The organism is Pseudarthrobacter sp. KH_020_B, from assembly GCF_057840185.1.
Genome location: NZ_CM174506.1, coordinates 1571651 through 1584986 on the forward strand (window position 1 = coordinate 1571651; position 13336 = coordinate 1584986).

Consider the following 13336-nt stretch of genomic DNA (forward strand, 5'->3'; position numbering starts at 1 on the left):
TCCGGCGGCCCCGCCCCTTCGCTGGGTGGCCAACGTCTTACGACGTCGGCCACCCAGCTCCGGAAGGCCCGATGCCACTCCCAGGCCGCCGGAAAAAACCCAACGGCGTCCGTCGTAGGCTCGCCTTAGGTGCGTGGCAGAAAACTGAAACGAACGACGCAGCTCACCAGGCCGCCGTCGTACATCCAAAATTTTTTTAGGAGTGGAAATGGCTGATCCCGCACGGGCTGCCAAGTTGGCGCAGCGGATTAAGGTTGTTGTTGCCGAGGCTTTGGGCCGGAAGGTTAAGGATCCTCGGCTGGAGGGCATTACTGTTACCGATGCCCGGGTGACCAATGATCTGCAGCATGCCACGATCTACTACACCGTTTTTGGCGACCAGGCTGTGCAGGCGGATGCTGCCAAGGGCCTGGAGAAGGCCAAGGGTGTGCTCCGCCAGGAGGTGGGGCGCAACGTGACTGTCCGCCTGACGCCGACGCTGGAATTTGTGGCGGACCAGGTCCCCGTCGTTGCCTCGAACCTTGAGGAACTGCTCCGGGCCGCCAAGAAGCGCGACGCCGAGGTGGCTGCGCTGGCCGAAAACGCCAAGCACGCCGGCGACGCCGATCCGTACAAGAGCGACATTCCCGCCGATGTGGAGATCGACGAGGACGACTTCGACGAAGAGGATATTGACCTCACCGACGACGAAGGCCTCGACGAAGACGCCAACAAGTAGCCTCACACGACGAAGGCCCGAACCCGCCCAGCTGGGGTCCGGGCCTTCTTCGTCTGCCGGGCTGTTCCCTGCACTAACTATCTGATACTGGCCTTTAGGACAGTTCCCGCGGTGAGGTCAGCGAAGCTGAAACCGGCTGTGGCATAGAGGGTTTTCCCCCTCAGCTCCACCGCGGCAGGACCATCGACGGCCAGGAACTGTGACTGTTCACGCGTCCAGGCGTCGATCCTGACGATCTCGTTGCCGAACATCGAAGCGGCGTAAACGTCTCCGGTGCGCGACACGGCGATGCCCGTGGGGCTCAGGATGCCATCGGCCCACAGGTGCGTGGCTCCGGTCCACGGGTTGATGCGGAAGATGGCTCCGCGGGCGCCGAGGGACGGATCCTCCGGACCGCCTGGCAGCGACGAGACATACAGCCAGCCGTCGGGGCCGATCTCCACATCCGTGGGTACCGGTTCAAATGCGTAGTCGTGTCCGACAACGCAGGACGGGAAGCCAACAGCCGCGGCAGCCTCTGCAGTGGCTTCCGCCGGACGCGGGGGCAGGACCGCGAGGGTGGAGGTCTCCCCGGTGGCGGCGTTGACCTTAAGGATGGCATTCATCCCGGCGTCGGCCACGAAGACGGTATTGCCGTGAACCGCTGTGGCATAGGGGTGTGAGTCGACCGCCCCGGAGTATTGTGCCGGCGGGAACGGCACCGTAATTTGGGCCAGGCACTCGTCGGTCACGTCGGACCCGAAGCCGTAATCCTGGAATCCGTCCGGGTTGTTCTTACGCTCGTAGGTCGCGAGGTCCACAATCGTACTGACCTCCCCGCGCCTGTCGATTGACTTCAGGTACCCGCCCAGCGCTGCGGGATCTCCGCCGCCTCCCCCGACGCTTTCGACGAAAAACGTGGTGCTGCCCCGTGTCTCAACACCGCCAACGTCCCAACCAGCATTCGTGTAAACGTTGGTCGTTTGCCCGTCATCCTCGATGCGGTCCAGCGTGCCCGCAAAGTTCTGCGTGACGAGGAGGCTCTTGCCGGGACCCAAGGCCAGGCTCAACGGCGTCATCAGGTGCTCCGCCAGGGTTTCGGGTCCAGACGGTTTCTGCGTAGCCGTGGCGGGCGCGACGGGGATGACCATCGCGGCTGCTGCCAGGCACGCGACGATCGGAACCTTCTTGTTCATTGGATCCTCCGGAGTTGACGTACACCCCGTCGCCGGGGCCTGGCCTGAGACCAAGTCAATGAGATCCGAACTACCCCCGGCGCTAGGTTAGTCCCGCGAAAGGGATGACGTCGACGGCATTTCCCCCTAATGTGCCCCCTATCTGAGCCCGCCACCGGCCTGCCATGGCTAAGATCGAGCTATGACCCATGCGAGTGACTCACTGGATGCCACCCGATACCTGGAACAGGCCATAATGCTGGCTGTCCGGAACGTCGCCGACGGCGGCGGCCCGTTCGGTGCGCTCGTGGTGACCCCGGACAGCCGTGTGCATGAAGGCACCAACCGGGTCACCCGGGACAACGATCCCACCGCCCACGCAGAAGTGGTGGCAATCCGCGCGGCGGCCGCAGCCACGGCAAACTTCGATCTCAGCGGCGCCGTGCTTTACACCAGCTGCGAGCCGTGCCCGCTCTGCCTGTCAGCCGCGCTGTGGGCGCGGATTGATCGTGTCTATTTTGCGGCCGACCGCCATGGCGCGGCCGCGGCCGGTTTCGACGACGCCGTGTTCTACGAGTATTTCAACGGCACCCGTCCGGAACTGCTGCCGGTCGCCCAAACCGCCATTCCGACGTCGGACGCTCCGTTTGACGCGTGGCGCAGCAACACCGAACGCAAGGATTACTAACCAGGTGCCGGGTCAGGACTCCTGACGTTCCGGCAGCCGGCCGAGGCCGTCGGCCAAATCGCGGCGGGCACCGCACAGCGCGATCCGCACCCAGCCCTCGCCAATCGAGCCAAACGCGGTTCCCGGCGCGAGCGCGACGCCGGAATCGGACAGGAACCTGCGGGTCCAGCTGCGGACGTCGCCGTCGCTGACGTGGGAGACATCGGCCCACAGATAAAACGCACCCTGTGCACTCAGGTACGGGATTCCCTTGCCCGCCAGCACTGCTGAGGCGGCGTCCCGGTTGGCCCGGTAATGCTCATGGGCGTGACGGACATAGTCCTGCGGGCCTGTCAGTGCCGCGAGCGCGGCATACTGCGACGGCGAGGCTACACAGGAGACAATCGCTTCCATCACGTTGTTCATCTTCTGTTCCAGGCCCGGCGGACAGACCAGGGCGCCGATCCTCAGGCCGGTCAGGCCGTAGGTCTTGGAGAGAGTCAGCGACGTGAACACGCGCGCCTCACCGGGGACGTCGCTGTCGAACCGCGCAGGGCTGATGTGGGGGACATCGTAGGTGAAGGCCTCGTAGCATTCGTCGGAAATGATCCAGAGATCGTGCTTGCGGGCCAGGTCCACAAGTTGCCGGGTCAGGTCCTCGCCGAGGACGGCGCCCAGCGGGTTGGACGGGGAGTTCAGGATGAGCACCCTGGTCCGGTCCGTGATGAGCGCCTCGATGTCCTGGATCCGGGGCTGGAAGTCAAACTCGGGATACAGCGGATAGCCCACCGGCACGGCATTCAGGAGCCGGCTGGTCATGGCGAATGTGGGGTAGCCGGGGTTGGGGATCAGGATCTCGTCACCGGGGGAGAGCAGGAGGCTCATGGCGAGGTGCAGGCCCTGCTGCGCGCCGTCCACCACATACACCCGCTCGGCACCCAGGCTGTTGTTGAGCCCGGCGCGTTCACGGAACCTGGCGGCGAACGCCTCACGGAGGGCCGGGATGCCGGCGTTGGGTGTGTAGTTCGTCTCGTCCCGGTCCAGGCAGGCCATGCCGGCTTCCAGGATGTGGCGGGGGAGCGCGAAGCCCGGCTCGCCGATGCTCAGGACGATGGCCCCGGGGGTATGCCAGGCGGCCTCGGTGATTTCGCGGATCTGGTTGACGGGGACGTCGCGCGCGTGCGCCGCAAGCTCAGGCATGGATGCCATCCTAGCCGCCACCCGCGCTCCTGGGCGGGGGCCGTCGCCAGCGCCGATATACTGGGAAGCGTGCTTTCTGGACTGGTGATAGTGGACAAACCGCAGGGATGGACCAGCCATGATGTGGTTGGTCGGATGCGGCGTATCGCCGGGACCCGGAAAGTGGGGCACGCCGGCACCCTCGATCCCATGGCTACCGGCGTCCTGGTGGTGGGCATCAACAAGGCCACCCGGCTCCTGACCTACATCGTGGGCACGTCCAAGACATACACAGCCACCATCCGGCTGGGCCAGTCCACCATCACCGACGACGCCGAAGGTGACGTGGTTGCCGCCGTCAGCGCCGCCGCCGTCGCCGACGAAGCAATTCACGACGGCGTCGCAGCGCTCACGGGTCAAATCCAGCAGGTGCCCAGCAGCGTCAGCGCCATTAAAGTCAATGGTGAACGTGCCTACGCCCGGGTCCGCTCCGGTGAAGAGGTAAAGCTCGCCGCGCGCCCGGTCACCATCCACCGTTTCGAAGTTCACGCCATCAACCGGGAAGCCGGCGGCGACGTCGTGGACATCGATGTCACGGTGGAGTGCTCCTCCGGCACATACATCCGTGCCCTCGCCCGCGACCTCGGCGACGGGCTGGGAGTGGGCGGCCACCTGACCGCCCTCCGTCGGACCCACGTTGGCCCGTACTCACTGGATCAGGCCCGGACGCTGGAACAGCTCGCCGAGGAGCTTAATGTCCTGGAAATGTCCCAGGCTGCCCGGGCCTTGATGCCCAACCGCGAACTCACGGCGGAGGAGACCACCGAGATTTCCTTCGGACGCCGGATCGCAGCGGGAGCGGAACCAGGCGATCCCGCGGCTGCCACCACTGAGCACCCAGCGGCAGCGTTCGCGCCGGACGGCAGCCTCGTGGCGCTCCTGGCGGACTCCGGAAACTTTGCCAAGCCCGTTCTGGTGTTCGCGCCGGGCAACGGTGCGGCCGAAAAAACTGCGGCCGGAAATAGCGCGCCCGAAGACGCTGCGGGCGGGGACGCCTAGGCATGGACACCTATTTCTACATCATCCTGGTGGTCGGCCTGCTTTCCAGCGGCATCTGCCTCGGTGCAGGCATCCTGAAAAAAGCCCCCAACGATCTCACCATCCTGTCCGTTGCCGCCGTCGAGCTGGCACTTCTGGTTTACCTGGTGGGTTCGATCGTAAGGGTGATCGCGGGCGAACCGATTGCCGGGGAAGCCTGGGAATTCTGGGGATACCTGGCCACTGCGATGCTCCTGCCGCCGGCAGCCGTGTACTGGTCCATTCTGGAACGGACACGCTGGAGCAACTTTGTCCTCGCCGCCGTCGGTCTCACGGCCTTGGTGATGGCCGCCCGCATGAACCAGATCTGGTACTGAAATGGAAGAAGTACGAAACGTGAAAGCACCTCGTTCCGAAGCAACCCTTGCCAAAGCCGGTGGCAAGGACACCCGGAACACAGGCCCCGGACGTCTACTCATCGCCGTCTATGCGGTGTTTGCCATTTCGGCCACCGCACGCGCCGGCTACCAGATCCTGACCAAGTTTTCCGAGGCTCCGCTCGCGTACCTGCTTTCCGCGTTCGCGGCGCTGGTCTACGTTGTGGCAACGGTGTCCCTGGCCAAGCCCGGCCGCACCTGGTTCAAGATCTCGCTGGCCGCCGTCCTGGTGGAGCTTGTCGGAGTGCTGGTGGTGGGGGCGTTGAGCGTGTTTGATTCTGTGGCGTTCCCGCATGAGACCGTCTGGTCCCTTTTTGGCCGGGGGTACGCGTTCATTCCACTGCTGCTGCCTGTCCTTGGACTGGTGTGGCTGTACCGGCGGCGGCCGAACCAGCAGTAAGCCTCATCCGGGCATGTCCGCGCCTGCCATCCAGCTGGCCCGGCGCCGTCCGGCAGCCATCATGAATGCGGGTAATCTTAGAGAGTTCCGGCGCCGGTGCGTTCGGAGAGATGTCAGTTGAAGGCAGTAAAAGGCGAGGGTGATGGTCTACATCTGGAACGATCCGTCCGAAGTCCCGGCGGACTTTGGTCCCTCCGTTGTCACTTTTGGCAACTTCGACGGCGTCCATCGCGGCCACCAGCAAGTGCTCTCCGAGCTCACCCGCTCCGCCCGCCGGAACGGGACCAAGGCCGTCGCTGTGACCTTTGACCCGCACCCGGCCCTGATCCACCGCCCGGAGTCCGCGCCCGAAATGATCATGGGCCTGGAGGACAAGTTGGTGGCGCTGGGGGAGCTCGGCCTCGATGCCATCCTGGTCATGAAGTACTCGCTGAACCTTGCCAGCCTCACGCCTCAGGAATTCGTGGGCCAGGTCTTGGTGGACAGCCTCCATGCCAGCCACGTGGTGATCGGCCACGATGCCCGGTTCGGCCGCGGTAACTCCGGCGACCTCGACACCATGAAGCAGCTGGGCGAAAAGTTCGACTTCGACGTCCAGGTCATCAGCGAGTTCGGCTCGGAAGGATACCCGCTGCATAACGACGGCGGCACGGACCGCCGCTGTTCGTCCACCTGGGTCCGCGAAGCTTTGCAGGCGGGCGACGTCGCTACCGCCGCCTCGGTCTTGGGACGGCCGCACCGTATGCGCGGCGAGGTTGTACACGGTGCAGCCCGCGGCCGCGTGCTCGGGTTCCCCACGGCAAACCTTGCCCACCAAGCCAGCGGGTACATCCCCGCGGACGGAATCTACGCCGGCTGGCTGGTGGACCAGGCCGGAACGCGCTGGCCGGCGGCCATCTCGGTGGGGTCCAATCCCACGTTCGACGGCGTCAGCCGCCAGGTCGAGGCCCATGTGATCGACCGTCCGCACGAGGCCGTGGAGGATTTCGATCTGTACGGCCAGACAGTAGTGGTCGAATTTGCGGCACGGCTCCGCGGCATGGTGGCATACCGTGGGCCGGAGGCACTTGTTGACCAGATGCGTCTGGACGTCATTCAGGCCCACGATCTCCTGGTGCGGCGCTGACCGGGTCCCACCCGCAACGAACACCCAGAGAGGCAGCACAGTGGCCGTCGAGAAGAACACCCGCAAACTGGACAAAGGCATAGTCCGCGATTTCAGTTCCCGGATGAGCTACGCGTCCTACCTGCAGCTGCCTACCCTGCTCAGTGCACAGCAACCAGTCAGCATGCCCGAACACCACGACGAGCTGCTGTTCATCATCCAGCACCAGACCACAGAGCTGTGGCTGAAACTGGTGCTGCACGAGCTCCGCAGCGCCGCGGCCTGGCTGCGCTCAGACGATCTCGGCTCCGCGCTCAAGGGCATCGCCCGGGTCAAGCACATCCAGAAAACCCTGACGGAGCAGTGGTCGGTCCTGGCCACGCTGACGCCCACGGAGTACGCCCAGTTCCGTGGGTTCCTGGGCAACTCCTCAGGATTCCAGTCCAGTCAATACCGGGCCGTGGAGTTTGTCCTCGGCAACAAGAACCGCAAGATGCTGCCGGTGTTCGAATCGGACCCGGAAGCGCACGCCATGCTGGAGGGCCTGCTTAACGCGCCCAGCATCTACGACGAGTTCCTGGCCTACCTGGCCCGGCAGGGCTTCGACGTGCCACAGTCCGTCCTGGAGCGGGACGTCACCCGCGCCCACGAGTTCTGCCCTGAACTGGTTCCGTTGTTCAAGCACATCTACGAAAACGCCGCCGATAACTGGGGCGCCTATGAGGCCTGCGAGGAACTGGTGGACCTTGAAGACAACTTCCAGCTGTGGCGGTTCCGGCACTTGCGCACGGTCCAGCGGACCATCGGGATGAAAGCGGGAACCGGGGGATCCAGCGGCGCAGCCTTCCTGCAGAAAGCCCTTGAGCTCACGTTCTTCCCGGAACTGTTCGCCGTACGGACGGAGATCGGCCAGTGAGCCACGCAATGGGCCCGAAGATGGGAAATCACGACGACGGCGCCCGCCTTGAGCGGGCAGCCCAACTGGATGCCGGGGACCCGTTGGCACGTTACAGGGGCCTCTTCATCGGGACGGACACGGACCTGTCCTACCTCGACGGCAATTCCCTGGGCCGCCCGCTGAAGCGGACGCAACAGGACATCAGCAGGTTCATCGAGGAAGGGTGGGGCGCCCGGCTCATCCGGGGCTGGGATGAGGAATGGCTGGACCTGCCCCAGACCATCGGCGATCAACTGGGCCGTGCGGTCCTCGGTGCAGCTCCGGGCCAGACCGTCATCGCCGATTCCACTACGGTGGTGCTCTACAAACTGATCCGCGCGGCCCTGGCCACCGTGGCTGACCCGGCCCGCACAGAGATCGTCCTGGACACGGACAACTTCCCCACGGACCGCTACCTGGTCGAGGGTATCGCCCGCGAGGAAGGACTCACCCTGCGGTGGATCGAATCCGATCCCTCCTCCGGGGTGACCGTCGAGCAGGTGAGGGAGGCAGCTGGCCCGGCTACCGCCGTCGTACTTTTGAGCCACGTGGCCTACCGCTCAGGCTTCCTGGCCGACCTTCCGGGCATCACGGAAGCTGCACACAGCGCGGGGGCGCTGGTGGTCTGGGATCTGTGCCACTCCGCCGGATCCGTGGAGCTGGGCCTGGACGGGGCGAACGTGGATTTTGCCGCGGGCTGCACCTACAAGTACCTCAACGGGGGACCGGGCTCGCCGGCGTTCGCCTACGTCAACAGCCGGCACCTGGCCGGCCTGAAACAGCCGATCTGGGGCTGGATGGGACGCAAGGACGCGTTCGAGATGGCCGCAGGCTACGAGCCGGCGCCCGGCATCCGGAGTTTCCTCAGCGGCACTCCGGCGATCTTCGGGATGCTGGCCATGCGCGGGACTCTGGACCTCATCGAAGAGGCCGGCATGGCTGCCATCCGGGAGAAGTCCCTGAAACTCACTGCGTACGCCGTGCAGCTGTATGAGGCGTGGCTGGAACCGGCAGGCGTGGAGCTGGCGTCGCCGCGTGAGCCGGAGCTTCGCGGGAGCCACATCACCCTGGATCATCCGGCGTTCCGGAACGTGACGGCGGCGCTGTGGGAACAGGACGTCATCCCGGACTTCCGCGCACCACAGGGGATCCGCGTGGGGCTGTCGCCGCTGAGCACGAGCTTCGCGGAGCTGTTGCGGGGGATGGCCGCCATCCGGGATCAGCTGCGTCGCTGAGCCACAGGCTTTTGGTGACGGCCTTTTGGTGACAGCCCTTGATGACTGGCGCGGCGGCGGCGGCTGTTTCGACAAGATTGCGGCGGGGCCGGTAAACTAAGCGTTGGATCCGGCTGCAGTCCGTGGCGGCTGGTTCCTGCCATGCGTGGAAAGTCCCTGGTTTCCGGGGGATTCCCGCGCGGGCAGACCCGGCAGTGAGTTACTGATTCGGGCCTCACGGCACATCTCTAGGAGTTATTGTGGCACTTGACGCCGCTGTAAAGCAGTCCATCATCCAGGATTTCGCAACGTCCGAGGGCGACACCGGTTCGCCGGAGGTCCAGGTTGCAGTCCTGACTCAGCGGATCAAGGATCTGACTGAGCACATGAAGGTGCACAAGCACGATTACCACACCCAGCGCGGTCTGCTGGCCATGGTTGGTCGTCGCAAGCGCATGCTCACCTACCTCAAGAACACTGACATCACCCGCTACCGTGCGCTCATCGAGCGTCTCGGCCTGCGCCGCTAGTCAGCTTTAAGGGGCGGCCCCTTCCGTGACGGAAAGGGCCGCCTTCTTCAGAAGAAAACTAAACAGGAGGATCAACCGCATCACGCATTCGCGGTCCTCGGTAGTGATCCCCGGGAACGGCTTCGAAGAATGAAGCCCTCGGCCCGTGGGTCTCGATCGATGACCGGGTGCAGTGCAGGCCAGTAGACAGATGCTGGACTGGGTTGATGCGGCTGGGCTCCGTGAAACAAGAAACGGAGGTGACTCTCTTGGAGGGTCCCGAAATCCAGTTCTCAGAAGCAGTCATTGACAATGGCCGCTTTGGCAAGCGTGTAATCCGCTTTGAAACCGGCCGCCTTGCCAAGCAGGCAGCCGGCGCAGCCATGGTGTACATCGACGAAGACACTGCGCTGCTGTCCGCCACCACCGCAGGAAAGCACCCGCGCGAAGGCTTCGACTTCTTCCCGCTGACGGTTGACGTTGAAGAGCGTATGTACGCCGCCGGCCGCATCCCGGGCTCGTTCTTCCGCCGCGAAGGCCGCCCGTCCACCGAGGCCATCCTGGCGTGCCGCCTCATGGACCGCCCGCTGCGTCCGGCCTTCGTCAAGGGCCTGCGCAACGAGGTCCAGATCGTGGTGACCGTCCTGGCCATCAACCCCGACGAGCTCTACGACGTGGTGGCCATCAACGCCTCCTCCATGTCCACCCAGCTCTCCGGCCTGCCGTTCTCCGGCCCGATCGGCGGCGTCCGTGTTGCCCTCGTCGCCGACGAGAACGGCTCGCAGTGGGTTGCTTTCCCCAAGCACTCCCAGCTCGAGAACTCCGTGTTCAACATGGTTGTAGCCGGCCGTGTTGCCGGTGACGACGTCGCCATCATGATGGTCGAAGCCGAAGCAACCGACAACTCCTGGAACCTCATCAAGGAACAGGGCGCAACCGCTCCCACCGAAGAGGTTGTCTCCGAGGGCCTCGAGGCTGCCAAGCCGTTCATCAAGGCACTCTGCGACGCCCAGGCTGACCTGGCCGCACGCGCTGCCAAGCCCACCGTTGAGTTCCCGGTCTTCCTGGACTACCAGGATGATGTCTACGCCGCTGTTGAGTCCGCTGCCGCTGAGAAGCTGGCCGCTGTCTTCCAGATCGCCGACAAGCAGGAACGCGACGTTGCAACGGATTCGCTCAAGGACGAAGTCACCTCTTCCCTGGCCGGCCAGTTCGAAGGCCGCGACAAGGAGCTGTCCGCAGCATTCCGCTCGGTCACCAAGCAGGTTGTGCGCCAGCGCATCCTGAAGGACCAGATCCGCATCGACGGCCGTGGCCTGACGGACATCCGCCAGCTCACCGCCGAGGTTGAGGTTCTGCCCCGCGTTCACGGCTCGGCAATCTTCGAGCGCGGCGAAACCCAGATCATGGGTGTCACCACGCTGAACATGCTCAAGATGGAACAGCAGATCGATTCGCTGTCGCCCGTCACGCGCAAGCGCTACATGCACAACTACAACTTCCCGCCGTACTCCACCGGTGAGACCGGCCGCGTGGGTTCGCCCAAGCGCCGCGAAATCGGCCACGGTGCCCTCGCAGAGCGCGCCATTGTGCCCGTGCTGCCGTCCCGAGAGGAATTCCCCTACGCGATCCGCCAGGTGTCTGAGGCTCTCAGCTCCAACGGTTCGACGTCGATGGGTTCCGTCTGCGCCTCGACGCTGTCCCTGCTCAACGCAGGTGTGCCGCTGAAGGCAGCCGTTGCAGGTATCGCCATGGGCCTGGTCTCCGACCAGGTTGACGGCCAGACCCGCTACGCAGCCCTCACCGACATCCTGGGCGCCGAAGATGCCTTCGGCGACATGGACTTCAAGGTTGCCGGCACCGCCGAATTCGTTACGGCCATCCAGCTGGACACGAAGCTCGACGGCATCCCCGCTTCCGTGCTGGCAGCAGCGCTGAAGCAGGCCCGCGAAGCCCGCCTGCACATCCTGGACGTCCTGAACTCCGCGATCGACACCCCGGATGAGCTCTCCGAGTTCGCGCCGCGCGTCATCGCGGTCAAGATCCCGGTTGACAAGATCGGCGAGGTCATTGGGCCCAAGGGCAAGATGATCAACCAGATCCAGGAAGACACCGGCGCGGACATCTCCATCGAGGACGACGGCACGGTCTACATTGGCGCCACCAACGGTCCGTCTGCTGACGCAGCACGCTCCGCCATCAACGCCATTGCCAACCCGCAGATCCCGGAAATCGGCGAGCGTTACCTGGGTACGGTCGTCAAGACCACCACCTTCGGTGCCTTCATTTCGCTGACCCCGGGCAAGGACGGCCTGCTGCACATCTCCGAGCTGCGCAAGCTGGCCGACGGCAAGCGCGTGGACAACGTTGATGACGTGGTTTCCGTCGGCCAGAAGATCCAGGTGGAAATCACCAAGATCGACGACCGTGGAAAGCTGTCGCTGTCCCCCGTAGTGGCCGAAGAAGAAGGCGCCGAAAGCGTTGACGCTTCCGCCGCAGAGGGCGCTGCCGACTCCGAGTAGTCGCAGTCTCCTGCGCATAACGCATGAATCGGCGGGGCCGGTGGATGATCCACCGGCCCCGCCGCTGTTACGATGGCAGCCAGATCCGGCTGCCGCTCCTGAAAGGCTTCAATGACTGTTGTACCCCTGCCGCTTGAGCAGAACCAGCCCGGCGACACCCTGGTCCACGGCTCCGACGGCGGCTCCGTTGTCCGGCGTTCAGTGCTGCCTGGCGGCGTGCGGGTGCTCACCGAAGCGATGCCGGGCCAGCGTTCGGCAACCATCGGTTTCTGGGTGGGCGTCGGGTCACGCGATGAAGCCCCGGGCCAGCATGGCTCCACCCACTTCCTGGAGCATCTCCTGTTCAAGGGAACCAAGCGCCGTACCGCCTTGGAGATCGCCTCGGCCTTCGATGAGGTGGGCGGGGAGTCCAACGCAGCCACGGCCAAGGAGAGCACGTGCTACTTCGCACGGGTGCTGGACACGGACCTGCCCATGGCCATCGACGTCATTGCCGACATGATCACCGGCGCCGTCCTTGATCCGGCCGAGATGGAGCAGGAGCGCGACGTCATCCTGGAGGAAATCGCCATGGACAGCGATGACCCCACGGACGTTGCGCATGAAAACTTTGTGGCTGCCGTCCTGGGCACCCACCCGCTGGGCCGCCCCATCGGCGGCACTCCCGCCGCGATCCGCGCCGTCGCCCGCGACTCCGTCTGGGAGCACTACCGCCGCTACTACCGCCCGGATGAGCTGGTCATCACTGCCGCAGGGGGCCTGGAGCACGACGTCGTCTGCCGCCTTGTGGTGGACGCCCTCCACACTGCCGGGTGGTCACTTGAACCGGACGCCGCACCGGTGGATCGCCGCTCCACCGAGCGTGCGGACATCACCGGCACCGCCGGGCTGCATGTGATCAAGCGTGCGGTGGAGCAGGCCAACATCATCATGGGCTGCCCCACGATTGTGGCCACCGATGAACGCCGCTACGTCATGAGCGTCCTCAACGCCGTCCTGGGCGGCGGGATGTCCTCGCGGCTGTTCCAGGAAATCCGCGAAAAGCGTGGCCTGGTGTACTCCACCTACTCCTTTGCCTCCTCCTACGCGGACGCCGGCTACTTCGGGATGTACGCAGGGTGCACTCCGTCCAAGGTCCGCCAGGTGCTGGACCTGCTGGGCCTGGAGCTGGACAAGCTTGCCGAAGGCGGGATCTCCGACGACGAGCTGCGCAAGGCAGAAGGCCAGCTCTGCGGCGGAATCGTCCTGGCACTGGAGGACACGGGTTCCCGCATGTCCCGCCTGGGCCGCGCTGAACTGGTGTCAGGTGAATACCAGGACATCGACGAGACGCTGCGGCAGATCAAGGCTGTCACCGCGCAGGAGGTCCAGGAGCTTGCCAGGGAACTGGCAGCCGCGCCGCGGACCGTCACCGTGGTGGGCCCGTTCGAGGAGACCGAAACCTTCGGTCTCTGAC

13 protein-coding genes are annotated in these 13336 nt (G+C 64.9%); 11 read left to right on the plus strand and 2 right to left on the minus strand.

Annotated elements, in window-relative coordinates; genetic code table 11:
- Positions 1 to 208: 208 nt before the first annotated feature.
- Complete coding sequence (gene rbfA, locus AC3IT0_RS07395; RefSeq protein WP_489323093.1) at positions 209 to 718, plus strand: 30S ribosome-binding factor RbfA; 510 nt, start codon at positions 209 to 211, stop codon at positions 716 to 718.
- A gap of 77 nt (positions 719 to 795) precedes the next feature.
- Here rbfA and AC3IT0_RS07400 read toward each other — a convergent pair whose 3' ends face one another.
- Positions 796 to 1893: a ScyD/ScyE family protein gene (locus tag AC3IT0_RS07400; protein ID WP_489323094.1), complete on the minus strand. Its 1098-nt coding sequence runs from the start codon at positions 1891 to 1893 to the stop codon at positions 796 to 798.
- Between the two features lie 181 nt (positions 1894 to 2074).
- Here AC3IT0_RS07400 and AC3IT0_RS07405 point away from each other — a divergent pair, with 181 nt between their 5' ends.
- Positions 2075 to 2560, plus strand: coding sequence for a nucleoside deaminase (locus tag AC3IT0_RS07405; RefSeq protein ID WP_489323095.1), 486 nt, complete (start codon positions 2075 to 2077; stop codon positions 2558 to 2560).
- A 12-nt stretch (positions 2561 to 2572) separates the two neighbouring features.
- Here AC3IT0_RS07405 and AC3IT0_RS07410 read toward each other — a convergent pair whose 3' ends face one another.
- Entirely contained in the window at positions 2573 to 3739 is a 1167-nt protein-coding gene (locus tag AC3IT0_RS07410) for a pyridoxal phosphate-dependent aminotransferase (protein ID WP_489323096.1), read from the minus strand.
- Positions 3740 to 3808: 69 nt separating this feature from the next.
- Between AC3IT0_RS07410 and truB the strand changes: the two genes are divergently transcribed.
- The 9 genes from truB (at position 3809) to AC3IT0_RS07455 (ending at position 13335) form a co-directional block, all read left to right on the plus strand.
- Positions 3809 to 4777: a tRNA pseudouridine(55) synthase TruB gene (truB, locus tag AC3IT0_RS07415; RefSeq protein ID WP_489323097.1), complete on the plus strand. Its 969-nt coding sequence runs from the start codon at positions 3809 to 3811 to the stop codon at positions 4775 to 4777.
- Between the two features lie 2 nt (positions 4778 to 4779).
- Entirely contained in the window at positions 4780 to 5133 is a 354-nt protein-coding gene (locus AC3IT0_RS07420; protein ID WP_489323098.1) for a hypothetical protein, read from the plus strand.
- Between the two features lies 1 nt (position 5134).
- Positions 5135 to 5593 (plus strand): hypothetical protein, encoded by a 459-nt coding sequence (locus AC3IT0_RS07425; protein ID WP_489323099.1) that lies wholly within the window; start codon positions 5135 to 5137, stop codon positions 5591 to 5593.
- Positions 5594 to 5735: 142 nt separating this feature from the next.
- Positions 5736 to 6719 carry a bifunctional riboflavin kinase/FAD synthetase gene (locus AC3IT0_RS07430; RefSeq protein WP_489323100.1) on the plus strand — a complete coding sequence of 328 codons (984 nt, stop codon included), beginning with the start codon at positions 5736 to 5738 and terminating at the stop codon, positions 6717 to 6719.
- Between the two features lie 40 nt (positions 6720 to 6759).
- Positions 6760 to 7614, plus strand: a complete 855-nt coding sequence (gene kynA / locus AC3IT0_RS07435; protein WP_489323101.1) for a tryptophan 2,3-dioxygenase — start codon at positions 6760 to 6762, stop codon at positions 7612 to 7614.
- A gap of 8 nt (positions 7615 to 7622) precedes the next feature.
- Positions 7623 to 8870 carry a kynureninase gene (gene kynU / locus AC3IT0_RS07440; RefSeq protein WP_489323741.1) on the plus strand — a complete coding sequence of 416 codons (1248 nt, stop codon included), beginning with the start codon at positions 7623 to 7625 and terminating at the stop codon, positions 8868 to 8870.
- A 239-nt stretch (positions 8871 to 9109) separates the two neighbouring features.
- Positions 9110 to 9379 carry a 30S ribosomal protein S15 gene (gene rpsO, locus AC3IT0_RS07445; RefSeq protein WP_056348417.1) on the plus strand — a complete coding sequence of 90 codons (270 nt, stop codon included), beginning with the start codon at positions 9110 to 9112 and terminating at the stop codon, positions 9377 to 9379.
- 248 nt (positions 9380 to 9627) lie between these two features.
- Complete coding sequence (locus tag AC3IT0_RS07450; protein WP_489323742.1) at positions 9628 to 11880, plus strand: polyribonucleotide nucleotidyltransferase; 2253 nt, start codon at positions 9628 to 9630, stop codon at positions 11878 to 11880.
- A 111-nt stretch (positions 11881 to 11991) separates the two neighbouring features.
- Entirely contained in the window at positions 11992 to 13335 is a 1344-nt protein-coding gene (locus AC3IT0_RS07455) for a M16 family metallopeptidase (RefSeq protein WP_489323102.1), read from the plus strand.
- Position 13336 lies beyond the last annotated feature (1 nt).